This window comes from Streptomonospora salina, assembly GCF_014204715.1.
Lineage (GTDB): Bacteria > Actinomycetota > Actinomycetes > Streptosporangiales > Streptosporangiaceae > Streptomonospora > Streptomonospora salina.
Window position 1 is genome coordinate 2,096,978 of record NZ_JACHLY010000001.1, and the last position, 25,728, is coordinate 2,122,705.

Sequence of the window (25,728 nt, forward strand, 5' to 3'; positions counted from 1 at the left end):
CACCGACCGCCCCGCCTCCCGCTTCTCCTGCGCCGGGAGGGCGGGAACCTCCTCGACGGTTGGTTTCGAACTGTCGGGTAGTGGGGGCCGCGGGCTCTGCGCCCGTGGGGCCCGGGTCCCAAAGCCGCGGGGACTGCCGGCGACCCGCGCGGTGGCACCCTGCGGGAGCGCCGTCCTTCTCCTCGCCACCGGACACACGCCGGCGGGCGCGGATCCCGTTCTTCACAAAGGCCCACTGATACGGTCGGGGGGTATGTGCGACGCGGTGACACGCAGCGATCGTTCCGCGCTCCGGCGGGGTCCCGCACGGCGGTACGGACCGACGGCGGAGGAGGCGTGAGGTGGACGCGTTCGGGCCTGCGCTGATCCTGCTCGGAGCCGCCTCGGTCGGCGTGGCCCTGGTCTACGGCACCTCGGCGATCGTCCGGGTGACGCGCCGACCGCTGGCCTCTCCCCCGTTCCTGTCGGGGATGCCCGTCACCGAGCACGCCGTGTCGCGCTTCCACGTCCGCTGGTACGCGGTGACCATGCTGTTCCTGGCCTTCGACATGGAAATGGTCTTCATGTATCCGTGGGTGCTCGTCGTCGCCGAGAAGGGGACCGCGGCCGTAGTCGAGATGTTCCTCTTTCTGGCCGTGCTGGTCGCTGCGGTGATCTACGCCTGGCGCGAGGGAGCGTTCCGATGGACGTGACCACGTGGCTGCTGCGCCGGGCACGTCCTCGCCCCTTCGTCGTCACCGCGCTCGGCGGCACCGGTCTGCGCATCGCCGTGGAGGACGAACTGCGCCGGCGTTCCTGGCAGCCGGCACTCACCCCGGTCGCGGCGGACATGCTCGTGGTGTGCGGCCCCTCCGACGGGGAGCTGGCCCAGGTGCTCGACCGCGTGTGGGAGCAGATTCCCGAACCCCGGGTACGGGTGCTGCTCGACGCCCGGGACGACGTCGCGCGCTCCCTGAACGAGGGCAGCGCCGCGCTGGCCGAATCCGCGGAGATCCCGCGCCGGGAACCCCCGCTCGCGGACTCCGCCCACCCGGCGCCCGATCCGTCCGGCCACGGCGGCGCCGGCAGCGGGAGGCACGAGGACTCCGGCGCCGCCGACGCTTCAGCGCACAGCGAGGAGCACGGTGCGCACGACCGGTCGGAAGGCGCGGGCAGTGCGGCGGCCGACGAGCACGGCGGCCACAGCGGCCACGACATGCACGGCGGCGGGGCGGAAATGCCCGGCGGCCTGCCCATGGCCGAGCGCGCGGCCGATCGCGACGGACTCACTCTGGACCGGCTGCACGCGGAACTGGGGCCGGCGCTTCCCGACTGGCCCGCCGGGCTTCGCGTCTCCCTGACCCTCCAGGGCGATGTGGTCCACGACGCCGCCGCCTCCGTCGTGGGCGCTCCGCCGGCCGATACCGCCCGCTTCTGGACGGCGCCGCACCTGGGCGGCCGTGAACGGGGCGGCCTCTCTGCCGAAGCGGCCGCCGCGCTGGACGGCATGCAGCGCCTCCTCGCCGTGGCGGGCTGGTCCGACGCCGCCGCCACCGGGCGCCGGCTGCGCGACGACCTGCTGCGCCGGGGGCCACGGGAGACCTGGCGGGCGCAGTGCCGACGGTGGACCCGCACGGTGCGCCGGTCGCGGCTGCTGCGCTGGTCCACCGACGGGCTCGGATCCGTCGCGCCGGATGCTCCCGAGGCCCTGCGCGGCGACGTGACGGCGCGGTGGAAGCGGCGACTCGACACGATCGAGGCCGCCGCGGCGCAGAAGGGCGCCGCACCGACACCGACCGATGCGGGTACGGCGGCGCAGTGCGCCCTGGATCTGCTGCCGTCGCTGCTGGCCGGTCAGGAGCTGGCGGCGGTGCGCCTGATCGTGGCCTCCCTGGACCCCGATCTGGAAGCCCCGGTCGCCGACGGCGCCGAGGCGCACCATGGGTGAGCCGATGCCGCTGTGGGGAGTACTGCTGCTCCCCATCGGATTGCTGCTGCTGGGCTACGGTGCGGCCGCCTGGTCGGCGATGCTCACCGCGCGCGCCGGCGGCGCGCCGGCCTCCGCCGCCGCGTCCGCTCCCGCCCGAGAAACGGCCCGATTGCTGGTGGAGCAGCGCCGGACCATACCGGGCGCCGACACTGTGCTGTGGCGGCTGGGAGGCGCGGCAGTGCCGGTCGCGGCGATCCTGTCCGTCCTGGTGCTTCCGGTGGCGGGCCGCTCGGCGGCCGACCTTTCGGTCGGCGTGGTGTGGTTCAACGCCATGGAGGTGCTGATCTGGGTCGCGGTGTGGACGGTCGGCTGGGGCGCCGATTCGGTGTGGGGCCTGGTCGGCGCCTACCGCTTCCTCGTCCAGGGGCTGGCCTACGCACTGCCGCACATGTTCGCTTTGACCACCGCCGCTCTGGGAGCCGGATCGCTGCGGGTGAGCGACATCGTGCAGGCGCAGGAGGGTGTGTGGTTCGCCGCCCTGATGCCCGTGGCCTTCGGCGTGTATCTGCTGTCGGCGATGGCCATGGCCTATTGGGGACCCTTCGACCAGGCGGTGGCACGCGACCTGGCGGGCGGCGCCGGGGCCGAACTCGCGGGCGTGGACCGGCTGGTCTTCCGCGCCGGCCGGTACCTGATGCTCACCGCGGCCGCCGCGATGGCGGTGCCGCTGTTCCTGGGCGGCGGTGCGGGGCCGCTGCTGCCCGAGTGGACCTGGACCGTGCTCAAGGCCGCTGCGGTACTGGCGCTGCTGGTGTGGCTGGGCCACCGGCTGCCGACCGTGCGCATGGACCGCTTCACCGAAGTCGGCTGGGTGGTCCTCATACCGGCGACGCTCCTGCAGGCCCTTGTCGTCGCGATCTTCGCGCTCGTCGTCTAAGGAGACCCACTATGGTGCAGGCGGTCGTGTTCGCGATCTGCGCCGCGGCATCGGTGGCCGCCGGAATCGCGGTCTTCCGTGTCGACTCGATGGCCCGAGCGACCCTGGCGCTGCTCGCCTCCTTCGTGCTCGCCGCGATCACCCTGCTGCTGCTGGACCTGTCGTATCTGGGCGTCCTGGTCATCCTCATGATGACCATGGAGATGATGATCATGATCGTCTTCATGGTCATGTACATGATGAACCCCGCCGGCCTGATGCCGATGACCATGGTGCACAACAACCGGGGCGCCCTGGCGATCTCGATCGGCGTCTTCGCCGTCCTGGCGGCGGGGATCTTCATCGTGCCCTGGCCCGACACCCGGCCGGGCACGCCCGCGGATCCGACGCTGCAGCTGGCCGAGGCCATCATGGGTTCGAAGATGCTGGTGATGATGGTCGTCGGCATGGTGCTGTTCGCGACGATGGTGGCCACCACGGTCCTGTCGACCGACCGCGGCCGCTACGACCGCTACGGCGACGACCTGCGCCGCTCCCGCCCCGACGATCCGATCCGGGGCGGTGCGGGCCGATGAGTCTGGAACCGTATCTGCTGCTGGCCGCGGCGCTGCTGGCCGTGGGGCTGTACGGCGCGCTCAGCCAGCAGTCCGTCGTCATGCTCATGATGGGCCTGGAGCTCATGCTGAACGGGGTGATCGTGGCGACGGGCGCCTTCTGGTTCTACGTCTCGGCCGATCGCCCTGACGGCCAGGTCCTCGTGCTGGTGGTCGTGACGGCGATGGCCGTGGAGATGGCGGTGGGCTTCGCCGTAACGACCGCGATCTTCCGTTCCCGCGACGTCGACATGGTCGATTCGGCCACCGACCTGAAGGACTGAGGAGCGTGTCGGTGCTGCTCGCGATGCTGGTGGGGCTGCCCGCGGCCGTGGGGGGCGCTCTTCTGGCGGCCGGCCACCGCGCCGACCGGGCGGCCGCGCCGCTGGCCGTGGCCACCGCTGCCGCCGCGGTGGCGCTCGGGGCGGTCGCGGCGGCGGCCCGGCCGCACGTCAGCGTCCCCATGTTGGCGGGCATACCCGCCGAACTCGCGGTCGACGGGCTGTCCGCGGTGATGGTCGTGGTGATTCCGGCGATCGTCCTGGCGGTCGTGCTGTTCTCCGTGGGCGACATGGGCGAGGACCCTTCGCGGGCGCGCTTCCACGGTCTGCTGCTGGTGTTCGCCTCGGCGATGCTGGCCACCGTCACCGCCACCGGCATACTGCCCCTGCTCGCCGGATGGGAGGTGATGGGGGCCGCGTCCTACGCCCTCATCGGCTTCTGGTGGACCGACCGCGATCGGGTGCGTTCGGCGACGCTGGCGTTCCTCACCACGCGCACCGCCGACCTCGGCCTCTACCTTGCCGCGGGCGCCGCGCTGGCAGGCGGTGCCGCCGCCCTGGAACTGACAGCGCTGGCCGGCCTCGGCGGCGGCTGGCGCGACGCCGCGGTCGCCGGGGCGATCGTGGCCGCTCTGGGCAAGTCGGCGCAGCTTCCTTTCAGCTTCTGGCTCTCCCGCGCCATGGCCGGCCCCAGCCCGGTCTCGGCGCTGCTGCACTCGGCCACGATGGTCGCCGCGGGAGGGTATCTCCTGCTGCGTCTGCACCCGGCCCTGGAAGCCGTCGCCTGGGCCGGTCCCACCGTGGCCTGGGTCGGTCTCCTCACAGCGGTGGTGCTGGCGGCCGTCGCCCTCGCCCAAGAGGACCTCAAACAGCTGCTCGCCGCCTCCACGTGCTCCCAGATCGGCTTCGTCGTCCTCGCCGCGGGGGCGGGCGCCGTCTCCGGCGGAACCGTGCAGTTCGCGGCGCACGCGGCCGTCAAGGGCCTGCTGTTCTTGGTCGCGGGCGCATGGTTGGCGGCCCTGGGTGCTCGGCGACTCCCCGACCTGCGGGGCGCCGCCCGCCGCTATCCGCTGCTGGGGTGGCTGTTCACCATCGGAGCGCTCGCCGTAGGCGGAGCTCCTCCGCTGTCCGTCTGGGTGGCCAAGGACCAGATCCTGACCATGGCGCTGTCGGAGTCTCCGGCGCTGTATGCGGTCGGATCGGCGGCCGCGGCTCTCAGCGCCGCCTATGCGGCCAAGGCGCTGTTCACCGTGTGGATGCGCCCCGCGGCCGGCACGGCCGACCCCGGCCGCGGCAGGGCCCCCGCCCGGCTGTCGCCGGCCTTCGTGCTCCCGCTGCCGTTTCTGGCCGCCGCGGCCGTGGGACTGGCCGCCGTCGCGATACCGCCGATCGCCACGTGGTGGCGCCGCCTGCTCGACGCCACCGACGAGCACAGCCCCTACGTGTGGGAGACCGCGGTTTCGGCCGCCCTCAGCGTGGGCGTCATCGCCGCCGTGGGGGCCGTCGTGGCGTGGAGCCTCCAGCGCCGGATGAAAGCGGCCGCGGTCCCGCGCACCGCAGCGGCCTGGGCCGCCGACTGGTTCGGGGCGGAGCGGATCGCGATCGGTGCGGCGGCCGCTCCCACCATGGCCCTGGCGCGCGGGCTCGCCGCCTTCGACGACCGGGTCGTGGCCGGAACGGTGCGCGCCGCCGCGGCGGCCGCCGATGCCGCTTCCCGGCTGACCGACGCCCGCCTGGAAGCGTCCCTCGCCCGGGCGGTCGGCGCCGTGGCCCGAGGCGCCCGAACCCTGGGCCGCTGGACCCGCCGCCCCCAGACCGGGCTGCTGCACCAGTACTACGCCCAGGCCGTGGTCGCCCTGATCGTCCTCGCCGCCGTCCTCGTCCTGATGAGGTGACCGTGCTCTCGGTTGTCGTGTTCCTGCCTTCGGCCGCGGCGGCGGTGCTGCTGGCGCTGCCCCGCCTGCCCGACCGCGCCGTCATCGGCGCCTGGGTCGCGGCCGCGGCGGTCGACTTGGCTCTGGTGATCGCGTTGTGGGTCGCCTATCCCGGCGGCAGCGGGGTCACCGGCGACATCGCCTACGAGGCCGACCTGCGCTGGATCCCTACCGTCGGATCCGGATACCACATCGGGGTGGACGGGCTCTCGCTGCCGCTGGTGGCGATGACGGCCCTGCTCTTTTTCGCCTGCGCCGTGTACTCGCTGCGAGAACAGCGCCGAGTACGGGCCTATGCGGTCCTGTTCCTGTTCCTGCAGACGGTGTCGCTGGGCCTGTTCGTCTCTCTCGACCTGATCCTGTTCTTCGTCTTCTTCGACCTGTCCATCGTCGGCATGTACTTCGTCATCGCCGGCTGGGGCCACGGCACCCCGATCCGCTCGGCGCTGCAGTTCTTCCTCTACACCTTCGTCGGCTCGCTCGCGCTGCTGCTGGGGTTCATCGGCCTCTACCTCGCCGCCGACCCGCACACCTTCGACATGGTGGAGCTCGCCCGGAGCACGCCCTTGGAGGGCGACGCACTCGCCGGCGGGCTGGTCCTGGCGGCCATCGCGGTGGGACTCGCCGTCAAGACGCCGACGGTGCCCTTCCACACGTGGCTGCCGCCCGCCCACACCGACGCCCCGGCACCCGGATCGGCGATCCTGGCCGGGGTGCTGCTGAAGATGGGCGCCTACGGCTTCGTCCGCATCGCCATGCCGATCCTTCCGGGCGTCTGGCGGGACTACGCCGCGGTGTTCGTCGTCGTGGGCGTGGTCTCCGTCCTCTACGGCGCGCTGGTGGCGCTGGCCCAGACCGACTTCAAGCGGATGGTCGCCTACACGTCGGTCAACCACATGGGCTACATCGTCCTCGGCCTGGGCGCCGCGGGCATGGCCGCCGGCGCCGACCTCCAGGCCAGCACTCTGGCCGTGACCGGAGCGGTCACCCAGATGGTCGCCCACGGCCTGCTCACCGGATCGCTGTTCCTCCTCGCCGGTGTGCTCTACACCCGCGGCGGCACCTACGACATGGCCGCCTACGGCGGCCTGGCCAAAGCCGCGCCGCGGTTCGCACTGGTCACGGCCGTCGCGGCCTTCGGCTCGCTCGGTCTTCCCGGGCTGGCCGGGTTCATCGCCGAGTTCCAGATCTTCACCGGAAGCCTGTCGTCGGCGCCCGTTCCCACCGCGCTGGCCTTTTTCGGCATCCTGCTCACCGCGGCGCTCCTGCTGCGTGCGCTGCAGCGGATCTTCCTCGGGCAGCGTGGCCGGGCGGTCCGGGGCGAGCCCGCCGACCTGTCGGCCGCGGAGGCGCTGTCGACCGCCCCGCCGGTGCTGCTTGCGATCGTCATCGGCATAGCGCCCCGGTTCCTGCTCGACGTCATCGAACCGGCCGCCCGCACCGTCGCCGCCCTGGTGGCGCAATGACCGCGAGAAAGGCGTCATGACATGAATCCCGGCCTGCTGCTGCCCGAAAGCGCGCTCGCGGCCGGCGCGGTCATCGCCCTGCTCGCCGGCAGCTGGACCCCGCGCCGCCTCCAATGGATCGTGCGCTGTGTCGCACTGCTGTCCCTCGCCGCCGCGGCGGTTTTCGCCGCGGCGGCGATGGCCCGGCCCGCGACGGTCACCCCCGAAGGCGTCTACGCACTCGATGCGGCCCTCCACCTGGCCCGCGTGGCGGTGCCCGCCGGTGCTGCGATCACGATCCTGCTCGCAGCCGGCCACGTCGCCGGACACCGGCGCGAAAGCGAGTTCTACGTCCTGGTTCTGCTGGCCGCGCTGGGCACCGTCGTCATGGCCGGAGCGAGCGGCCTGCTCGTGCTCGCGGCCGGGTACCTGCTGGCGAGCATTCCCGTGTACGCGCTGGTGGGGTTCGGCAAGGACGCCCTCGGCACCGAGGCCGCGCTGAAGTACTACCTGATGGGAGCACTGTCCGGTGTCCTGCTGCTGACGGGGGTCACGACCGTGTTCGGGGTGGGCGCGGCCGGCGACTACGCCACCCTGGCGCGCACGCTTCCCGACGCGTCGGCCGGTGTGGTGGCCGTGGGGACCACCGCGCTCGTGGCGGGGCTGCTGTTCAAGTCCGGCGCTGTACCCGTCCACTTCTGGGTTCCCGACGCGACCCAGGGCGCTCCCGCTCCCGTCGCGGCTTTCATCACCACGGTGCCCAAGATCGGCGCGCTGGCGGCGATCTTCCGGTTCGCCGACCAGGCACTGGGCGAGACCGCGCTGAACTGGCCGCTGCCGGCCGCGCTGCTGGCGGCCGCCAGCATGACGCTGGGCAACCTCGCCGCGTTCTTCCAGGACGACGTGCGCCGGCTCCTGGCCTACTCCACCATCAGCCAGGTCGGCTATCTGCTGGTGGCGGTGGCGGCCGTGCACGGCTCGGACACGGCGCTGTCGAGCCTGCTGTTCTACCTGGCCGCCTACACCGCGACGAACCTCGGCGCCTTCGCGGTCGTGTGCGCTCTGCCCCGGGCGCGCACGCTCGCCGACTACACAGGTCTGATGCGGAAGCGGCCCTGGCTGGCGCTGAGTCTGATCGTCTGCCTGCTGGGCCTGGTGGGCACCCCGCCGACGGCCGTGTTCATCGGGAAGTTGACCGTGTTCACCGCGGCTCTCGACGCCGGGCTGGTCTGGCTGGTCGTGCTCGCCGCCGTCAACACCGTGGCCAGCCTCTTCTACTACCTGCGCTGGATCCTCCCCGTGTTCCGCACCGCTGCCGACGACGCGCCCGCGGACCGCGGCGGTGGTGCGGACGTGCCCGTCGTCCGGTGGAGCGCCGGCGTGGCCGTCGTGGCGGCCGCGGCCACGCTCGCCCTGGGGATCGGCTCCTCCCCGCTCTTGGATCCGTTGCAGACCGGCGTGCTCGTGCGCTGATCGTCCGGGGACGTCTCCGACGGCGGGGCGGCCGTCGTCGCGACGAAGGCGCGGCGCTGCGCCGCACCCGCCCGCATGGAGCATGCGCCGACCACGGAGCCGCCCCGTCGGCCCCCATGCCATATGTGCCGCTTGTGTAGTCTTCCTCCCGTGTTCGGCCACACCGCGAGAACGCTTCGGCAGTCCCGGGTCCGGGAACTGCTGTCGGTCTTGCTGGTGACCGCCTTCCTCGTCGGCTCGATCTGCCACATCGAGAGCGGCTCGGCGCAGGCGTCTGCGGACCGAGCGGCGCCCGTCGCTGCGGAATCCGCCGAAGAGGACGTCGAAGAGAGGATCGAGGAGCTTACCGAGGAGTCGAGCACCGTCGTCCAGAAGTACAACCAGGCCGTAGAAGACCTGGAGGCCGCGGACAAGCGCGTCGAGTCGCTCGAGGAGCGGATCGGCGACGAGGAGACCGCTTCACGGAGTTGCGCGGCGACGTCGCCGTTCTCGCCGCGGGTGCCTACAAGTCCGTCGACCTCGGTTCGCCCGCGACCGTCCTGGGCGCGGAGAACCCCGGCGACGTCCTCGAGCAGTCGGCCGACCTCTCCTACCTCTCGGAGAGCCAGCAGGCCGAACTGGATGAATTCACCGACTCGTCGGAGCGTCTGATCAAGCTCGAGGAAGAGGCGGAGGGCACCCGCGACGACGCCGAAGAGCAGAGCGACGGCCTTGAGGAGAAGAAGGAGGAGGTCGAGGACAAGCTCGCCGAACAGGAGGAACTGCTCGCCGGCTTCGAAGGCGAGAACCCTGCGGCAGGTTCGGCATCGGACGCCGGCGGCGGCTCCTACACCGGTTCGGCCTCCGGCAGCGCCCGCACTGCTCTGGACTTCGCCTACAGCGAGATCGGCACACCCTACGTCTGGGGCGGAACCGGCCCCGACGGCTACGACTGCTCCGGTCTGATGCAGGCCGCCTGGGGCTCGGCGGGAGTCAGCATCCCCCGGACCACCTACGCCCAGTTCGAGTTGCCCAACAAGGTCTCTCGGAACGGTCTCCAGCCCGGAGACATCATGTTCTTCTTCGACGACCTCGGCCACAACGGCATGTACGCCGGAAACGGCCAGATGGTGCACGCCCCCAGCAGCGGCAGGACCGTCTCGGTGGTCACCCTCGCCGACTACTGGGACCAGCACTTCGTCGGCGCCGTCCGGCCCTGATCCCAAGGCGCCTCAGGCTGAGCCCCGAACGGGCTTCCGTCCCTGCCTGGGGCGCCTTGGCTGCGGCGGCCCCGATGCCCGGGTTCGCGCCGAACGCGGTAACGACGGCCTTCTCCGCTTCCCTCGGTGCCCACGACCGCGGTCCTCGCCGCGACGGCCCGCGCTCCGGACCGCACGCTGCCTCAGGCGGTCCCCCTCCGCCGCGTCCCAGCCGCCTCCTGCGCGTTTTCGGACGTTCTGGTGCGGTAGGGATAGAACAGTGCAGTTTTGCCGCGGTTTCCGAATCTGGGACAGGAGAGGACCCGATGGGCGCAACCAGGCAGCGGCAGCGGACGGCCACGACCGGTCGTGCCCTGGTGCTCACCCTCGTCTCGGTCCCGGTTCCGGGCCTGGCTCATCTGCGGACCGGGCGGCGACGGGCCGGGGCGGCGCTCCTGGTCCTGTTCGCGGCGCTCGCCCTGAGCGCCGGCGCCGCGGCGCTGCTGCTGCACGACGACCCGGCGGGCAGCCTCCGGCTCGCCGCACAGGGGCGCTGGCTGCTGGCGACGAGCATGGCCGTCTTCGCGGTGGCGGTGCTGTGGATGACCGTCATCGTGCACTCCTGGGTCATCACCCGGCCGCCCGCGGCCGGGCGCCCGGCCCGGTTCACCGGTGCGGCCCTGGTCGTGCTGCTGTGCCTTGCCGTCGCCCTGCCCTCGGGGGCGGCCATCCGCACGGCCTACACCGCCCACGACACTGTCGACGCGGTCTTCGGCCCCGAGCGCCCCGATGCACCGCCCCATGACGAAAGCGACCCCTGGGACGGGCGCGAGCGCATCAACGTGCTGCTGCTGGGCGGCGACTCCGGCGACAGCCGCTACGGACTGCGCACCGACTCGATGATGGTGGCCAGCGTCGATGTGGAGTACGGCGACGTCGTGCTGATCGGGCTGCCGCGCAACCTGGAGAACGTGCCCTTCCCCGACGACACACCGCTCGCCCGCGCCTATCCGGAGCCGCAGGGGTTCGACGGGCTGCTCAACGACGTCTACCAGACCGTGGCCGAGGACCCGGAACGCCTGGCGATCGACACCGGCGCCGAAGATCCCGCCGCAGACACCCTCAAGCGCACCGTCGCCGACGCCGTCGGTCTCGACATCGGCTACTACGCGCTGGTGGACATGCAGGGCTTCGACGACCTCGTCGACGCGATCGGCGGCGTCGACGTGCACATCGACGAACCGATCCCCTACGGAGAGCAGGGCGACGTCCTCAAGGCCGGCGACCGGCACCTCGACGGCAACGAAGCGCTGTGGTACGGGCGCAGCCGCACCGACAGCGACGACTACACCCGCATGGGCCGCCAAGGATGCCTGATCAAACATGTCGCCGAACAGGCCGACCCGGTGACCGTGCTCACCAGCTTCCAGGAGCTGGCCGGAGCCACCAAGCGCACCCTGCGCACCGACATCCCCCAGTCCAAGGCGGGGGCGTTCATCGACCTCGCGGAACTGACCAGCGGCGAAGGCGGCTTCAAGACGCTGCAGCTCTCCCCTCCCCAGGTGGATACCGCATACCCGGATTGGGAGAAGATCCGCGGCCTGGTCGACGACGCCGTGGCCGACCAGGAGAGGTCGCAGCCCTCCGACGACAGCGGCGCCGGGACCCCCTCCGGCTCTCCCGCCTCGCCGGGACCTGCCGAGGACGGGGACGCGGAACCGGGTTCCGCGGACAGCGGCGCGTCCGTCCCCGACACCCCGGGCCGCCAGGTCGGCGAGGACGCCGCCTCACTCGACAGACTCTGCCCCTGACGTCCGGCGCCGCCCCCACCGTGCGCCGGCTCCCGCGTCCCGCCCCTATCGGTCGGGTTTCCTGTGCATGGAGCCGACGGGAACCGCAGTGGGAACAGGGTTTCCGTGCGGGATCCGGGGCGCCCGATCACGTCGAAGCACACCCCTGCCGAGGAGGGTTACTCCAGTGAAATTCACCGTCCGCGACCGGATCTTCGATATCGGCGACGACTTCTGGGTGGAGGACGAGGACGGAGAACGCGTCTTCCACGTCGACGGGAAAGCGCTGCGGCTGCGCGAGACCTTCGAGCTCCACGACCCTGAAGGCAACGAGCTCGCCGTCATCCGCAAGAAACTGCTCAGCATTCGCGACACCATGCGGATCGAGCGCGGCGGCGAGACCGTAGCCACGGTCCGCAAGCGACTGTTCGACCCCATCGTCGACAAGCTCGTCGTGGAGCTCGCTGAGGGCCCGGAGTGGGAGATCACCGGCGACTTCTTCGACAAGGAGTACACCGTCAACGACGACGACGGCCCCGTCGCCCACATCTCGCGGACGTGGTTCCGGCTGCGCGACACCTACGCCGTGGACGTCGACACCCACCGCGACGACCCCGGCGGCGACCCCACCCTCGTCATCAGTGTCGCCGTGTGCGTGGACGCCCTCACCGACGGAAGCGAGGAGGGCGAGGAGGGCTGACCGGGCCGCCTCCCCGCAGCGCCACCCTGTTCCCGTCGGGCTGGCACTGACCGCCGGGAAGCCGGTATCCGCATGGCGGGAACCGGTCCCGCTTTTTCGCGCCGTACAACAGGCGCGGTCTGGTGCCCTGCCACGGCTCGGGCTCTCACGCGCCCACCGCGGAGACAGGCCGTAACCGGCGCCTCTGCCCACCGAGGCGCCGGCGTGGCTGCGAGGCGGCTTCGCGAGACGCCGGTTCCGGACGCAACAAAGCACCCGCTTGTGCCACAGAACCGGCCCCTGGCGGGAAACCGGCCTCCGCCCCGAAGCGTTGGCGTGGCGGGCGCCGCCCAGCGCAGCGGCGCCCAGGACCACTCACCGGATTCCCGAAAGAGGAACAGAATGGGTTTCAAGCGTCTCCTGTCGGTCTTCGGCGTCGGCGGCCCGAGCATCGACACCGTGCTCGCGAACCCGTACACGTACCCAGGCGCGGCCCTGGACGGCCGCATCGAACTCACCGGCGGAGACGTCGATGCCCACATCGACGGGATCGCGGTCGCGTTGGCCGCCTCCGTCGAGTTCGACACAGAGGAGGACGAAGAGACCTCGACCGCCGAGTTCGCCCGCATCCTCCTCACCGGGCCGTTCGACCTCCCGGCGGGTGAACGCCGCTCGATCCCCTTCCGCTACCCGGTGCCGTGGCAGGCGCCCATCACCGATGCCGGCGGCGGCCCGCTGCCCGACGCGGGGCTGGGGCTGCGCACCGAGGTGGTCATCGACCGCGCACCCGACAAGGGAGATCTCGACCCGGTACACGTCTGCGCGCTGCCGTCCCAAGAACGGATCCTGGAGGCGTTCTCCCGGCTCGGTTTCCGGTTGAAGCACACCGATGTCGAGGCAGGCCGCCTCGTCGGGACCCGCCAGGAGTTCCCGGTGTTTCAGGAGATCGAGTTCGGCGCCGCCGCACCCTACGAACACGAGATCAGCGAGGTGGAGGTCAGCTTCGTCGCCGATACGCAGGGCATGGACGTGATCGTCGAGTTCGACAAGCGCGGCGGCCTGTTCACCGAAGGAGGCGACCTTTACGGCCGGTTCTACGTCGACCACTCCGACGCCGACCGCGTCGACTGGACAGCGCAGGTCGAGGCATGGGTCGAGGAGGCGCTCTCCCGCCACCGCGGGCTCTTCGGCGGATTCGGCACCGCCCACCACGACCACGGGGACCACGACGAGGGCGGAGGCATGATGAGCGGTGCCGCTGGAGTCGCCCTGGGTGTGGCGGGCGGACTCGCGGCCGGCTACGTCGCCGCCGAGGCCGTCGATGAGATCGGGGACTTCTTCGGAGGCGAGGGCGAGGGCGAGGACGAGAGCGAGCAGGAGGAGGAAGACGAGGGCGCAGAGGAGGAGGGCGAGGAGGAAGAGGAAGGGTAGCGGCCCGGTCGGTGTCCGCGCTCGGCACCGCGTGACTCCCGCGCTGGATCCGTTCCAGGGCCCGCGACCGCTCCCGCGAACTCCGGAAGCGGCTGTGAGCCCGCCGGCGACGGCGCGACGAGGGGACTGCCGCGGGGGCGGGGAGGACACGGCCGCCCCGCCGCCCCGGGCTCCCAGGGCGGGGATCAGCGGTTCGGCTCACCCCGCCCTCGAAGACGCCTCGGTCCGCAAATGCGGAACTCGCGCACGAGCTGGGCGCAGAACGGCCTCAGCTGCCGGTCCCCCTCCGTCTATCACGGGGTTTTCGCCCGGTTCCGAGAACGTGGGTTCAGAGGAGAACCCCGCGATAGATCACCCGAGCGCCGACCGGCTGACCTCCACTCCGTAGGCATTCACTCTCCTTTCTCGCGCACGAATCCCACGAAGAGCCGAATCGGCGCGTTCGGAAACAGTGGCCAAGGTGACCGTGTGGGCGGGGAAGCGCTGCCTGCACCGAACCCGGATTCGGTGGCTATCCTGCACGCCTTCAGCCCGTCCGCGCACGTGTTTCAGCCTGCGACGGTGTCGAGCGGAACGGAGCGGAAGCCCTCGACGTGCTCGGGGATAACCAGCGACTTCTGTTTCGCGGACGCGACCACCGACTTCAGCATGGCGACCATCACCTTTTTCAGTGCGACCGAGTTCTCCTGACCCTTCTCGGCCACAAACGCATCATCCGTCGCAATTCGCCCCAGAACGTCCGCCGATGCGTCGGCGAACCCGTAAGCGATGACGTGGGGACGCGGCCGCCATTCCGGATCGCGAAGGTCCGCGGCATCGGCATGCCAGGCACCACCAGGCTTGTCATTCGGCTGGCCGTCGGTCAGCAGAAATACGGCCGGGCGCAGGACCTGGACGTTCCTGGCCGCAATATCCGGGACGTCCTCCTCGATGCAGTTCCGCACCTTACGGAGCATAGGACCGTAGTTGGTCAGCCCCTGGCAGGCGACCGTGGGCAAGTATTCGATCTCCTCGAACTCGGTGATACGCATAACCAAATGCGGTTCGGTATTAAAAGTGAGAATGGCCAACTGAATAAATTCTTTCATTTCCGGAGTATTGTCGAATACATCGTGAATCTCCTCTACAGTCCGATTGAGCAGATCCTCGTGCATCTTCATCGATCCGGACGTATCCAATACCAGATACACGGGGAGCACTGTTTGAAGCGCATCCTTCTCCGGTTTTTGCGCCACGAAATTTTCGTCGACCATAACCGACCCTCCGATTCTTGTTTCCTGAAACGCCGGATCCTCCGATCCGGACCGGCGCGTTCAACCGGCAGCGCACGGCACGTGAACATGGTCGTGCACTGCCGGATCACAGAAAGGCGAGCACCGCCATCAGAAGGGCGGCCACGGTCGCCACAAGAAGACCGCTCGCAAGTATCGGACGCCTCCGCTGCCTGCGGCCTACGACGGCAGCCGGGACACGGGCGGACCGTCGTACGGTTCCTGTTCCCCGAGCCCGTTCCACGCCGCCGCGGCGAACCGGCGACAACGGCTCTGTCGTCGTTCTCGCTCCCGCGTTCCGGTGCCGATCCGTACCATCGGTCGCCCGATCAGACCGGCGGAACGTCCCCGGACGCGTCCTCGTCTCGGTGGAGGAATCCGGCATCCGTTTCGCCGGTGCGGGTACGCTGCGGCCGCCGACGCGGCGCACCCTGCGATATCCCACGACTCCGCTTCCTACGGGCCGGGACGGTTCCAGCCGGGACTCGGAAGCTGCTAAGGCGGCGCTGACAGCGCCGATTCCGGGCCGTGCCGCATCCGTATCGGCGTCAAGCATGGCTCGCGCCTGTCGACCGAACTCCCCTCGCCGCAGCGCCGTCGGCAGAGCCTCCAGCGCCTGGGAAGCGTCCCGCTCACCGGTGAGGGCTCGCAGGGCGAGCAGCGTCAAGCGGTAGTCGTCGGCGGCCCGCGTCAACCGCTTCGGGTGCGGGAACAGCCGATCCTCCCAGCCGGGCGACTCGATCCAAGCACGGTCGCCCAGCCCGCAGGAGTCCATGTCGATCAGGTAGACCCTGCCCTGCTCCCCGTCCCACATGGCGTTGCTGTAAGACCAATCGCCGTAAACGACGCCGTGGCGCGCGAGCATGGCACCGATTTCCAAGAAGGACTGTGCGATCCTGCTGCGCGACGCGGCGGTGGGCCGGGCGACTCCTTTGCGCTCCAGCCAGTCGTCGGACTGCGCAAGGTGGTCGATCCGCAGTTCATGACGTGATGTGCGGCGCGGCTCACCCTCGCGTCCCTTCTGCGCGAAATCCGCGTAGAAGTGCTCCGGGGCCTTGGCCGTCACGACGCCGACCGTGTGGCCGGCATCCTCGATCCGGGACACGGGCCAGGCGATGGAGGCGTCAACGATCTCCCGGTCGCTCTCGTCCATCGATTCCGGAAGGGCGATGAGGCGGCGGAGACGCGTGTCCTCCTCACTGGACTGCGGATGTCGGTAGATCTTGGCAAGCCACCCCGGACGTTCCGGGAGCTCAGAGACCGACTTCGATTCACCCCCGGCGGTACCGACCTCCCTGCCGCGGGCACCGACCGCCGACAGACTGACGCGCTGTGCGAACGGACTGTCCGTCCACGTCCTCATCCGCACTCCCCGCCCACCGGGCACCAGACGACCGCGGCCGTGCGGTCATCGTGGTGCTGCCGCGCCTCGAAATCGATGTGCCGCAACAATTCCGGTGCCGTCACCGGTGACCTCCACAACTCCGCGAACCGAGTCTCGGCATCCGGCAACCCTGCGATGGCGTCACTGAAACCGTCGGTGGTGATCGCCAGCACGTCCCCGGCGACCAGGGAGACGGACGACGCTGCAGCGGCCTCGGGAGTAAAGGGCAAGAAGCACTCCAAACCGCCGGTCCGCAGCCCGCTTCCGCCGCTGATCCCGGTTAGCGGTTCCCATCCCGCCGGATGCCGCCGCCAGGCGGTCGCGTCACCGACCCGTGCGAGCCACGCCTCCCGTGAGCCTCCAGGGGAGGTGGTTCCGGTTGGCACCACAGCGGCGATCGCGACCGCGCGCACGTCGTTGTGGTGCCAACCGCGCTGGTGGGCGGTTTGCGCAACATGGCTCGCGGCACCGGTGAAGGCGCTGACGGCGTCCAGCTCGGCCAAACCCAGGCCACCGTCGAGCTGGTTACGCAGCTCGTTGACGAGCGCGGCGCAGGTCACGGTCGCGGCGAGGTCGGAGTGGCGGCTGTCGGACATCCCGTCCGCGACGGCGACGATCAGGTGGCGGTACGACGAGTCGTGCCCGATCCGGAAGTCGTCCTGCCGCGGCTGCGCAGGATCGGGAGTCCGGTGCCAGGTACCGACCACCGAGGCCGCCCGCACTTCGAGATCGCCGATCCTCGCCTGGTCGGCGACCATCGCGGGATGGGCCGGGCGCTCCGGCAAGCGCCACGGTTTGGCGGCGAGCTCGGTTCCCCGGCCGAAGCTCAAATGCTCGGGCCCGCGTGCAGAACCGCCGTTCCGGTCGGCCGTCGCCTTCGGCCGACCGGGCCAGATCCCCGGGGCGGGTTCGGGCTCCCGGTCCCGCCCCTCGGGGCCGCGCCGGTCGGCGCTCTCATCCGATCGGCGCAGCCGTGGAGCGGGGAGGGCCGGGGCGCGTTCGGCGTCGCGGTGCGCCGCGGTCTCAGAGGACCCGGGCGACCACGGCCGCGCAACCGGCCGTCCCGGGCCTCCTCGTGGGTCTGCGGGGAAGAAGCGCTCCTGCTCCGCGATCCGCTCGTCCCGAGAGTCCCGGCGCACCCCCATGTCAGGCCCCACACGTCCCGGACCGAGCTGTCCGATCGGTCCGAGCGTCCTCCGGGATCGCTGGTCGGGCCATACCGAGAAGAACAGCGCCGCTGGGAGAATGGATACTCCGAACCCGGCGACCAGTCCCGCGGTCATGCCGTTCCCTGTCGTCAAGGCGAGTCCGCCGACTACCGGGAGCAGCAGCGCGACAGCGACGACTGCGCCCGTTCTCGTCAACCGCGGTGCGCGCCTGCGTCCGCTACCTGCCCATCCCGGATTCCCCGAGTGCGCTCGGACGCCGGCGCGACGCTCGTGAGACCTACCGGCCGGATCGGACCACCGGTTCGCGTCAGCCATGGGTGCCGTCCGCGTGGGTACGATCGCGATCGTCGACCGCCTTCCACGCCACGACACCCCCGCCTGCGGCGCTGTCCGCGTCGCCCGGGGACGCTGCCTGCCCGTTCGGGGGGCCGCCGGTGCCGCTGCCGCCGCCCGTCGGAGCCGCGCCCGCCGCCCCCTGCGGCTCCGGGGAATCGGCGCCGGAGACCGGAGTGTCCACGGCGGCGGACTGGTCCCCGTCGTCGTACGTACCGTCTGCGGCCCCGGTTGCGGTGGCGCCGGGCATAGTCGCCGGATCGATGGACGCCGCCGAGGACGATCCCGGCAGCTGCCCTCCGGGGAAAACCGTCAACTGCCTGCCGAGGAAGGAGAAGATCTGGTCGATATCGGCGGGTTGGGCGAAATCCTTGTCGATCAACTGCTCCATGAACTTGAGCTTCTTGTCCGCCGCCATATCCTCACGCTGAGCGATACCCGTCAGAGCGGCGCCAAGCTGGTCGGGATGCTCGGCCAGGAACCACAGCAGCAGGCCGGCGTCGCCCTGAGCCGCCTGCTTCAGCGCCTCGATCCGCTGATCGCGAAGATCGGCCGCGTATTCTTCCTGCATCCGGCTGACCTCCTGTCCGCGTTGCGTCTCCATGACGGTGTGGTCGTGCTGCGTCTGCGCCTGCGTGGCGGCCCACTCCATCTCCTTCTGCGTGCGGAGGTGGGCCTGGGCGGCGGGATCCAGCCACAAGCCGGCGACGGAGGCGACCACCGTGAGTCCGGAGTCGAGCCTCACCGGACCGGCCGAGAGCACGGAACCGGCGTGCTCCTCGGCCTCGCCGGCGTGCTCGATCGCGAAGCGCCGGGTGAGCGGCCTGACGCGCTCGCTCGCCCAGTCCCGGACCTGGGCGTCTGCCTCGCCCACCGTCGCGATCCTGTTCTTGACGACCGCGCACGGGTCGCTGACGCGCCAGGTGAGAGACGCCCGAAGCTGAAACTCGAAGCCGCGCGTCGCGCTGGGCGAGGCACCGGTCCACTGAATGCGGTGCGCAGTGACGTCGACGTCGTATCGATAGGTGTAGGACATGCCGTGGATCGGCCCCGGCTTGCGGTCGAGAACGACGGGGGTGCCGTCATCGGTCGTGTACACGAGGGCGCGCCCGGGTCGGGCCGGGACACCGAGTGCCATGAAGCGGACTTCGGCGGGACCCTCGAACAGTGCATTGTGGTTGCTATCAGTCATCGCGTTTTCCCATTCAGAAGGGCACGTATTTCGGCGGCCGACCGCGGTGCCGCCGCTTCGCCGGACCGTGTCCAGCGGTCCGCCAGGAACAGCACGATCCGCCGCGCGCGCGGCCGCGCGGACACCCGCTCCAACAGCCGGGCGAAGGCCCGCCGGGCAGCGGGATCGGGGTCCGCGGCGCGCGCCCATTCACCGAGGACCCCATAGGCGGTCTCATAGGATCCGGAGGAGTTGAGCACCGTCTCCCACAGCGCCGCGATCTCCCGTTGGCGGACCGGATCGCGAGCACTCATCGCCAGGAGCGCGGGCCACGAGTGCGGCGCACCGTCCTGCTCGTCCCCCCGCCGCTCCTCACGCAGGTCGGCAGCGGCGTAGAGGAAGGCGAGCTCCCCCAGCACACGCCGCCGGGGTTCGCGGGCGGCGGTCCAGTTGCGCATCAGGGCGAACGCCTGCCTGTGTCGGCTGTCTCCTGCCATGGCAAGACATTCGGCGATGCTCAAGCAGATCGCCTCGACGACCTGGGTCCCGTCGACGTCGGCGAGCTGGTCGAGCAGGCGAAGCGCCGGCTCGTCGCCCTCGGCACCGTCGTCGAGAAGGACCGTCCACGCACGCGCGGCCGTGGCGCACAGGGCGGTTGACCCCTGCTCGGCGGCCCAGCCGCGCACCAGGTCGCGCACCGCTTGATCGAGGCACGGCTGCCGGACCGCGGTGCTCAGTGCCGTTGCCGCAGCGTCGCGCAGGCGCGGGTCCGTGTCGGCTGCCCACTGTTGCAGCACCGTTGTCCGCACGGTGTCGAACGCCGCCTCGGCGAGAACGCCGACCGCGACGGCGGCACGCACCCGCACGCTCGGCAGCTCGTTGCGCGCGCACTGCCGCAGCCACGCGGGCAGCTCGGCCTGTGCCTGGTCGTACTCGGCCCATACCTGCTCCAGGACCCGCCGGGGTACTCCGGGATCCAGGTAGCGCACCACCCGTCCCGGAACGCCGCCGTAGCGCGCCGAAACCTCTTCCGCGAAGCGGGCCGCGTGCAGGCGAGCGAGCCGCTTCTCGCCGGTGGCCGCGAGGGGCGAGGACCGCGGCATCTCCAGGTTGTCCGGGCTTTGCGGAGGTTGGAGCCGCCGTTGGAGGGCGCGGCCGAGCGCGGCGACCGACTCATGGGGCTCGCCGCCGAACACGGCGACGGAGACCGCCAGGCACTGGGTGTCGATATCGCCGAGTTCTTCGAACCAGCGGTGGAAGCTGTGGACGTCGTTCAGGGCGAGCCGGTCTGCGACCCGCTTGACCGCCTCGTCGGCCGACCCGGTGGTCTCGGCCAGCATCCGCGCCGCGTCAGCCGCCCGCACCAGAGGCGATTCGGTCGGGGACCGGCCGGGGATCAGCGAGGCGACATCGTCCACGGCCCCGAACTCGGCTGTGCGCACCGCCCCGACGCGCCAGGTCAGGTGGGCGGTGAGGACGGCGTCCGGCGACGGGGGGTCGCCGATCTCCCGTACCTGCCGGTGCGTATCCGGGTCGTTCGGCCGCACGCCTGCTGGGAAGGTGATGATCAGACGGCAACCGACCGGTGCGAGCAGGCGCTCCAGTCGCTGCACCTCGAAGGCGCCCAGCGTTTCGACCAGCGTCCGCGGTGCATCAACGAGGAGGTAACCGGCTCCGGGAACGACATCGTCCTCGACGAACCCGGCCAGATCGGTGTCGGGGGCCAGCCGGTAGAGCTCCGGATGGCCGGCGCCGACCAGAAGCGCCCGCGCGGCTGCGTACTTTCCCGCCCCTTCAGGTCCGGTCAAAAGCGCGACCGACGCGCTCGCCGCCGCAGCGGTCAGTTCGTCGAAGCCGAGCGGCGCCGCGAACGCCGAGCGGACCTCCTCAAGTTCGTCGCCGAAGAGCCGGTACATTCGAACGCGGGTGCCGTCGGGTTCGACCCGGAACTCGAAGTGGTCGCCCCCGTAGGCCCGTTCGGAGCGCACTCCGGCGCCGGCGAACGTCGACAACTCCGCGCGCGCACTCTTCTCAGCGCTGATCCGCTCGTTCGTGCTTCCTGGCCGGGCGGCGAGGGCGGACAGATCGCGCCGGAAATCGCCGAGACCACGCTCGTCGTCCCCCTCGGCTCCGCCTTCCTCCCGCGCGCCGTCGGCCTCATAGGGCCCCGAAGGCTCACCGGGCGGCGCATCCGGATCGGCCGAGGGCGTGTCGTCGCTCATCGGCTCGCCCTCCCGCCTGTGCCCTCGTTGTGGTCGCCGCCGTAGACGCGCTCGGCCGAGATCCGCGCGCCGGCGAAGCGGCCGGTATTGGCCTGCGGAAGGTCCGGCCAGGACTCGTCGCCGCCTTCCCCGCTGTTCTCGTCCGGCTCCGTACCGCCGTCCGCGTCCGGCGAGGGAGCAGTGTCGGGGGCACCGGCGACGGTTCCGGGCGGCAGGGGGTGCCCGGGAACCGTGATCCACGCGTTCTGCCGGACCTCCTTGGCCGTGAACGGGACCTGCAGGAAGTCATCGGAGATGTCGGGGTGGTTGTGCCGGAGCACGCTGGAATGCCAAGCCTGCGACACGGCGAGCACGAGGTCAGCGGCGGGGCGGCACTGTTGGAGGCAGGACTTGAGGGGGGCGATGTCGACCAGGCGGCACGCGGTGTTGAGATCGGTGCCCACCCAGCTCTGGCGGTCGCGCGCCACCTCTCCCGAATGCAGTGCTATTCGCAACCGAAGTTCGGCATCGGCGCTGCTGACCTGCTTGTACGCGCGCAACTCGGCCCGCAGACACCGCATGAAGTTCGCTGTCAGCTCCACCTTGGGCACCGTTCCGGGGAACAGCCAGAAGGCACCGTCGCCGCGGTCGGTGGGCGTGGGTGAGCCGCTGAAGTCGATCCCTGACGCGGCCATCGCAGCGTCGGCGATGCCGTACATTCTCTCCCGCAGCCAGTACTGGAGCGGGTCGGGCCGCCGGCCGAACCCCTCTATGTCGGCGACCATGATCACGTAGTAGCTGGATCTCGTACGCGCCGGCATTTTTCGTTCCTCTTTCCCTGTCCGTATCCGATGTGCCGCCGCGCTTCTCACACGGGCACCGGCGGCAGCATCCACGATTAACCGGAACTGCTCGCCGCGTATGCGTCATATGACGCAGTCGGACGTTGATAGTTCCCGCTTCGCCGGAAAAGGGAGAGCCCGCCCCTGTTCAGCCGCTCGGCCATCCGTTCAACCGTGTGGGATTCTGCACGAGCAGGACTCCGCGGTTGCGCGATACGAGCCCGGCGCGTTCCAGCTCCTTGAGCGCGCGCACCACGGATTCGCGCGATGTGCCCGAGGCACCGGCGAGATCCTGCTGGGTGACTTGTACCCGGCGGGCGCGGGGGCCCGCGTCGAGTGCAGGGACGCCGTATCGGTGAGCGAGATCGGCGAGCACGCTGGCGATACGCGTGCGCGCGGTGTGGGCGCCGTTGCCGGCGCGATGGGTGTCGGAGTGCCGCAGTCTCGCGCCGACGCTGCGCAGGACTGCCATGGCGAGCCCGGCATTGCCCTGGAGAAGAGCCAGGAAGCGGTCGGCCGAGATGACGGTACCCAGCCCGGCGGTGGACGCGGTGACGGTGGCGGAGCGAGGGCGGCCGTCCAGGCAGGCCATCTCGCCGACCAGTTCGCCCGGTCCGCGCACGGCCAGCAGGCTGGTATAGCCGTTAGAGGCATGGACCGTGGCTTTGATCTGGCCTTCTTCGATCATGATCACGCAGTCGGGGGCCCCTCCCTCGCAGAGGAGCACGTCGCCGCGCCGCCACCTCTTGTGCGCCCCCGTCTTCCGCAGGGCCCCGATCTGATCCGCTGAGAAATCCGCAGATCCAAGGCCCGAAAAAGCGCTCTCCGGATATTGCAAGTCCATCAGGATCCCTCCAATTGCAGACGCGCGGACTCCGCGCAATTCGGACGGTGGTGGATTCAGCAGTGCGCTCGCTGGGAACATCACGGATGCCGGAGCCGACGAACGGCGTCGCACGTCACTGTAGAGGGCGCGGTTCGATCTTCGCAGCAGAAGCGCACAACTCCGCGGCCGGCATCGGATCGCGAGTACAGATTTCGGACTTCCGCAACAGCAGTGCCCCACAGCAACACCACCGCGTTGGACAAGGACGGCAGAGGCATGACGACGGGATCTATTCGGGGACGGATGAAGCGCCGGCACATGTCCGCGCGCAGACTCGCGGTCAAAGGCGGAGGCCCCGTCACCCCGGCGACCGAGCGTCCCGGCGTGGGGCCTCCGGGCGAGGACGCCCTCTTCGCTATCGACCAGACAGGACAATGGATACGCAGCGCCGATACCAAGGCTGGCCTTCTGGGCGCCGCCCTCTCCGTTCTCGCCACCGGTGTGGCGGCGGAGGCGGCGAAGTCGGGTGTCCCGGTACTCGACGCGGCCTCAGTTCGCGAATCCCTGTCGGGATGGCTGCTGATCATTCTCGCGGCATTCTTGGTGATCGCGATCGCACTCACCGTGAAAACGGTATCGCCGCGCATATCTACTCCCCGCTACCGTTCACGCTATTCCTGGCCGTGGCTGAACGCAATGGACCCGATGGAGCTGAGCCGGTTGGGCAGCACGAATTCGCGGCATGAGGCGTGGGTGCAGGCCATCTATCTCGCGGGAGTGGCCGAGGCGAAGCATCGGAGCCTGCGGCTCGCGTTGCGCTTCTTCGCCGCGGCGGGGGTGCTGTTCCTCCTGTGGAGTGCTCTGCGGTGACAGCTCGGTAGCGCGCTCGCCGGACGTGAGGGCGACTACCTTCTACGCGTACTCCAGCCGTAGATCGTGATCTTGGCAGCGATACCCGCTGTACGCACGCAAGCGGCCACCGTCGATCATCGCGATCGTGTGGTCTCCTGCCCGACCTGCCCAGCACGAACCGCTGGGCCGTCGCCGAGCACGCGGGAGAAGCGTGCGGTCGAAACGCGCCCCGATCCGCCTGCGGGCAGGATGGTGGGGCACGCTGCCCGCCGGACCGGCGGAGCCAGGACGCAGGGAGCCGCGAGTTGCCGCAGGAGCACCAGGGCCTGGTCGCGAAGCTGGAGCGCCACCAGGTGGCCGTCTATGTGGGGGCGCTGGCGGCGGGGGCCGTCATCGGCCGGGCCGCCCCCGCCGCCGGCACCGGGGCGGAGCACGCCATCACCCCGGTGCTGGCGGTCCTGCTGTATGTGACGTTCCTGCAGGTGCCCGCGGCCGACCTGGCCCGTTCCCTGCGGTCGGGCCGGTTCCTGGCCGCAGCGCTGGTCGTGAACTTCGTCGCGGTCCCGCTGGTGGTCGCGGCGATGTTCGCGTTCCTGCCCGCTGACCGGGCGGTCCGGCTGGGCGTGCTGCTGGTGCTGCTCACCCCCTGCGTGGATTACGTGATCGTCTTCAGCGGGCTGGCCGGCGGCAGCAGCCGGCGGCTGCTCGCGGCGACGCCCGTGCTGCTCGTCGCGCAGATGGTCCTGCTGCCCGGATTCCTCTGGCTGTTCCTGGGCCCGGACCTGGCCGAGGCGGTCGAAGCCGGCCCGTTCGTCGAAGCGTTCGCGGTCCTGATCGCCGCCCCTCTCGCCCTGGCCTGGCTCACCCAGGCCTGGGCGTCCCGCCGGCCGGCGGGACGCGCGTTCACCGCCGCAGCGGGCACGACGGCGGTTCCGCTGATGGCGGCCACCCTGCTGACCGTGGTCGCCTCCCAAGTGCCCGAACTGGGCGGCGGTCTCGCCGCTGCGGCCCGCGTAGTGCCGTTCTACGTGCTGTTCCTGGTCGTGATGGCGTTCATGGGGCTCGCCGTCGTCCGCCTGTTCGGCCTGGACGCCCCCGCAGGCCGGGCGATCGTCTTCACCGGGGCGACGCGCAACTCCCTGGTCGTCCTTCCGCTCGCCCTGGCTCTGCCGGACACGCTTGCCGTCGCGGCCCTGGTGGTCCTCACCCAGACCCTGGTCGAGGTGATCGGCATGGTGGTCTACGTCCGGGCGGTTCCGCTGCTGCTTCCCGCCCGGTGAACGGGGGCGGCGGGCCGGTGTCGGCGCTCCCGCTTACCGTGGAACCGTGGCGAACTACACCTGGATGTACCGGCTCGGCGTCACCCCCTGGGAGCGCTACGGCGCTGTGGCCCGGCCCCGGCTCGGAGCACTGCTCGACCGCGAACGGGAACAGCTCCCGGCCGCGCCCGGGCGGGCGCTGGACATCGGCTGCGGTCGCGGGCAGTTCACCGCCGAACCGGCCCGGCGCGGGTGGGAGACGGTGGGCGTCGACGCCGTGCCGGCGGCGATCGACGCCGCCCGGCGCACGGGCCCGGCGGACGTCTCCTACGTCGTGGCCGACGCGACCGACCTGGAATCGGCGGGGCTGGGCGAATTCGGCCTCTTCCTCGACATCGGCTGCTTCCAGGGCCTGGACACGGATCAGCGGGCTGCGGCGGGCCGGAGTGTGACGGCGCTCGCCGAGCCGGGAGCCCTCCTGCTGATGCTCGCCTTCGGGCCGTCGCCCTACCGGCGGCTCGTCGAAGGCGTCGCGCAGGCGGAGATCGAAGCCGCGTTCCCGGGGTGGGACCTGCTCGCGGTCGAGGACGCCGACACCGCCGGCCTGGGGTGGCCGATGAACCGGACCGCGCCGAAGTGGTACCGGTTCCGCCGCACCGGCGCGTGATCCGGCGTGCGGTTCCGGGACCGGTCAGCCGGTCACCCCGGCAGCGGCGGCGGGTACCGGTTCCGGCCCGGGCGGTGAACGGGTCCGGTGCGCCGCCGAGCGG

Annotated in this window: 22 protein-coding genes; 15 read left to right on the forward strand and 7 right to left on the reverse strand. The window is 70.9% G+C overall.

All coding sequences use genetic code 11. From position 1 onward, the window contains the following. The first annotated feature begins 341 nt into the window (after positions 1-341). The 12 genes from HNR25_RS09445 to HNR25_RS09500 all read left to right on the forward strand — a co-directional run bounded on the left by HNR25_RS09445 (position 342) and on the right by HNR25_RS09500 (position 13,650). The gene (locus HNR25_RS09445) at positions 342-692 is read left to right on the forward strand and encodes an NADH-quinone oxidoreductase subunit A (protein WP_184634283.1); all 351 of its coding nucleotides are present in this window, start codon (positions 342-344) and stop codon (positions 690-692) included. Then, on the forward strand, positions 683-1,927 hold the full coding sequence (locus HNR25_RS09450; protein ID WP_184634284.1) for a hypothetical protein: 1,245 nt from the start codon (positions 683-685) through the stop codon (positions 1,925-1,927). Before HNR25_RS09445 ends, HNR25_RS09450 begins: the two co-directional genes overlap by 10 nt. Then, the gene (locus HNR25_RS09455) at positions 1,920-2,846 is read left to right on the forward strand and encodes an NADH-quinone oxidoreductase subunit H (RefSeq protein ID WP_184634285.1); all 927 of its coding nucleotides are present in this window, start codon (positions 1,920-1,922) and stop codon (positions 2,844-2,846) included. The genes HNR25_RS09450 and HNR25_RS09455 overlap by 8 nt, the downstream gene beginning before the upstream one ends. Before the next feature lie 11 nt (positions 2,847-2,857). Further along, positions 2,858-3,421 carry an NADH-quinone oxidoreductase subunit J gene (locus HNR25_RS09460; RefSeq protein ID WP_184634286.1) on the forward strand — a complete coding sequence of 188 codons (564 nt, stop codon included), beginning with the start codon at positions 2,858-2,860 and terminating at the stop codon, positions 3,419-3,421. Continuing rightward, positions 3,418-3,723 carry an NADH-quinone oxidoreductase subunit NuoK gene (nuoK, locus tag HNR25_RS09465; protein ID WP_184634287.1) on the forward strand — a complete coding sequence of 102 codons (306 nt, stop codon included), beginning with the start codon at positions 3,418-3,420 and terminating at the stop codon, positions 3,721-3,723. The genes HNR25_RS09460 and nuoK overlap by 4 nt, the downstream gene beginning before the upstream one ends. 11 nt (positions 3,724-3,734) lie before the next feature. Further along, entirely contained in the window at positions 3,735-5,615 is a 1,881-nt protein-coding gene (locus HNR25_RS25815; protein ID WP_312862437.1) for a proton-conducting transporter transmembrane domain-containing protein, read from the forward strand. 2 nt (positions 5,616-5,617) lie between these two features. Beyond that, positions 5,618-7,120 carry a complex I subunit 4 family protein gene (locus tag HNR25_RS25820; RefSeq protein WP_184634288.1) on the forward strand — a complete coding sequence of 501 codons (1,503 nt, stop codon included), beginning with the start codon at positions 5,618-5,620 and terminating at the stop codon, positions 7,118-7,120. A 21-nt stretch (positions 7,121-7,141) separates the two neighbouring features. Beyond that, on the forward strand, positions 7,142-8,572 hold the full coding sequence (locus tag HNR25_RS09480; RefSeq protein ID WP_184634289.1) for an NADH-quinone oxidoreductase subunit N: 1,431 nt from the start codon (positions 7,142-7,144) through the stop codon (positions 8,570-8,572). A gap of 467 nt (positions 8,573-9,039) precedes the next feature. After that, positions 9,040-9,771 carry a C40 family peptidase gene (locus HNR25_RS09485; protein ID WP_312862438.1) on the forward strand — a complete coding sequence of 244 codons (732 nt, stop codon included), beginning with the start codon at positions 9,040-9,042 and terminating at the stop codon, positions 9,769-9,771. Between the two features lie 305 nt (positions 9,772-10,076). Continuing rightward, a complete protein-coding gene (locus HNR25_RS09490; RefSeq protein ID WP_184634290.1) occupies positions 10,077-11,561 on the forward strand; it encodes an LCP family protein in 1,485 nt (494 codons plus the stop codon). Between the two features lie 166 nt (positions 11,562-11,727). Beyond that, positions 11,728-12,240 (forward strand): LURP-one-related/scramblase family protein, encoded by a 513-nt coding sequence (locus HNR25_RS09495; RefSeq protein WP_184634291.1) that lies wholly within the window; start codon positions 11,728-11,730, stop codon positions 12,238-12,240. Between the two features lie 381 nt (positions 12,241-12,621). Then, positions 12,622-13,650: a sporulation protein gene (locus HNR25_RS09500; RefSeq protein ID WP_184634292.1), complete on the forward strand. Its 1,029-nt coding sequence runs from the start codon at positions 12,622-12,624 to the stop codon at positions 13,648-13,650. A 548-nt stretch (positions 13,651-14,198) separates the two neighbouring features. Here HNR25_RS09500 and HNR25_RS09505 read toward each other — a convergent pair. From HNR25_RS09505 to HNR25_RS09535, 7 genes are all read right to left on the reverse strand, one after another. Continuing rightward, positions 14,199-14,903, reverse strand: coding sequence for a vWA domain-containing protein (locus tag HNR25_RS09505; RefSeq protein ID WP_184634293.1), 705 nt, complete (start codon positions 14,901-14,903; stop codon positions 14,199-14,201). Positions 14,904-15,009: 106 nt separating this feature from the next. Further along, the gene (locus tag HNR25_RS09510) at positions 15,010-16,074 is read right to left on the reverse strand and encodes a phosphotransferase (protein ID WP_184634294.1); all 1,065 of its coding nucleotides are present in this window, start codon (positions 16,072-16,074) and stop codon (positions 15,010-15,012) included. Between the two features lie 206 nt (positions 16,075-16,280). Further along, positions 16,281-17,063 carry a protein phosphatase 2C domain-containing protein gene (locus HNR25_RS09515; protein ID WP_184634295.1) on the reverse strand — a complete coding sequence of 261 codons (783 nt, stop codon included), beginning with the start codon at positions 17,061-17,063 and terminating at the stop codon, positions 16,281-16,283. Between the two features lie 718 nt (positions 17,064-17,781). After that, the gene (locus HNR25_RS09520) at positions 17,782-18,906 is read right to left on the reverse strand and encodes a hypothetical protein (protein ID WP_184634296.1); all 1,125 of its coding nucleotides are present in this window, start codon (positions 18,904-18,906) and stop codon (positions 17,782-17,784) included. An 89-nt stretch (positions 18,907-18,995) separates the two neighbouring features. Continuing rightward, positions 18,996-21,200, reverse strand: coding sequence for a hypothetical protein (locus tag HNR25_RS09525; RefSeq protein WP_184634297.1), 2,205 nt, complete (start codon positions 21,198-21,200; stop codon positions 18,996-18,998). Further along, positions 21,197-22,000, reverse strand: coding sequence for a nucleotidyl cyclase domain-containing protein (locus HNR25_RS09530; protein ID WP_184634298.1), 804 nt, complete (start codon positions 21,998-22,000; stop codon positions 21,197-21,199). The genes HNR25_RS09525 and HNR25_RS09530 overlap by 4 nt, the downstream gene beginning before the upstream one ends. Before the next feature lie 169 nt (positions 22,001-22,169). Beyond that, positions 22,170-22,946: a Crp/Fnr family transcriptional regulator gene (locus HNR25_RS09535; protein ID WP_312862439.1), complete on the reverse strand. Its 777-nt coding sequence runs from the start codon at positions 22,944-22,946 to the stop codon at positions 22,170-22,172. A 177-nt stretch (positions 22,947-23,123) separates the two neighbouring features. On the opposite strand from HNR25_RS09535, the gene HNR25_RS09540 reads away from it, so the two are divergent. The 3 genes from HNR25_RS09540 (at position 23,124) to HNR25_RS09550 (ending at position 25,625) form a co-directional block, all read left to right on the forward strand. Further along, positions 23,124-23,717, forward strand: coding sequence for a Pycsar system effector family protein (locus tag HNR25_RS09540; RefSeq protein ID WP_184634300.1), 594 nt, complete (start codon positions 23,124-23,126; stop codon positions 23,715-23,717). A gap of 287 nt (positions 23,718-24,004) precedes the next feature. Beyond that, positions 24,005-24,979, forward strand: a complete 975-nt coding sequence (locus HNR25_RS09545; RefSeq protein WP_184634301.1) for an arsenic resistance protein — start codon at positions 24,005-24,007, stop codon at positions 24,977-24,979. Positions 24,980-25,043: 64 nt separating this feature from the next. Next, a complete protein-coding gene (locus tag HNR25_RS09550) occupies positions 25,044-25,625 on the forward strand; it encodes a class I SAM-dependent methyltransferase (protein ID WP_184639058.1) in 582 nt (193 codons plus the stop codon). Positions 25,626-25,728: the final 103 nt, after the last annotated feature.

Excerpts from the sequence above, each read along its gene's own strand:
- HNR25_RS09450 (WP_184634284.1), top strand. The coding sequence starts at position 683 with ATGGACGTGACCACGTGGCTGCTGCGCCGGGCACGTCCTCGCCCCTTC.
- HNR25_RS09455 (WP_184634285.1), top strand. The coding sequence starts at position 1,920 with ATGGGTGAGCCGATGCCGCTGTGGGGAGTACTGCTGCTCCCCATCGGA.
- HNR25_RS09460 (WP_184634286.1), top strand. The coding sequence starts at position 2,858 with ATGGTGCAGGCGGTCGTGTTCGCGATCTGCGCCGCGGCATCGGTGGCC.
- nuoK (WP_184634287.1), top strand. The coding sequence starts at position 3,418 with ATGAGTCTGGAACCGTATCTGCTGCTGGCCGCGGCGCTGCTGGCCGTG.
- HNR25_RS09480 (WP_184634289.1), top strand. The coding sequence starts at position 7,142 with ATGAATCCCGGCCTGCTGCTGCCCGAAAGCGCGCTCGCGGCCGGCGCG.
- HNR25_RS09490 (WP_184634290.1), top strand. The coding sequence starts at position 10,077 with ATGGGCGCAACCAGGCAGCGGCAGCGGACGGCCACGACCGGTCGTGCC.
- HNR25_RS09500 (WP_184634292.1), top strand. The coding sequence starts at position 12,622 with ATGGGTTTCAAGCGTCTCCTGTCGGTCTTCGGCGTCGGCGGCCCGAGC.
- HNR25_RS09505 (WP_184634293.1), bottom strand. The coding sequence starts at position 14,903 with ATGGTCGACGAAAATTTCGTGGCGCAAAAACCGGAGAAGGATGCGCTT.
- HNR25_RS09510 (WP_184634294.1), bottom strand. The coding sequence starts at position 16,074 with ATGGACGAGAGCGACCGGGAGATCGTTGACGCCTCCATCGCCTGGCCC.
- HNR25_RS09515 (WP_184634295.1), bottom strand. The coding sequence starts at position 17,063 with ATGGTCGCCGACCAGGCGAGGATCGGCGATCTCGAAGTGCGGGCGGCC.
- HNR25_RS09525 (WP_184634297.1), bottom strand. The coding sequence starts at position 21,200 with ATGAGCGACGACACGCCCTCGGCCGATCCGGATGCGCCGCCCGGTGAG.
- HNR25_RS09530 (WP_184634298.1), bottom strand. The coding sequence starts at position 22,000 with ATGCCGGCGCGTACGAGATCCAGCTACTACGTGATCATGGTCGCCGAC.
- HNR25_RS09535 (WP_312862439.1), bottom strand. The coding sequence starts at position 22,946 with ATGTTCCCAGCGAGCGCACTGCTGAATCCACCACCGTCCGAATTGCGC.
- HNR25_RS09540 (WP_184634300.1), top strand. The coding sequence starts at position 23,124 with ATGACGACGGGATCTATTCGGGGACGGATGAAGCGCCGGCACATGTCC.
- HNR25_RS09550 (WP_184639058.1), top strand. The coding sequence starts at position 25,044 with ATGTACCGGCTCGGCGTCACCCCCTGGGAGCGCTACGGCGCTGTGGCC.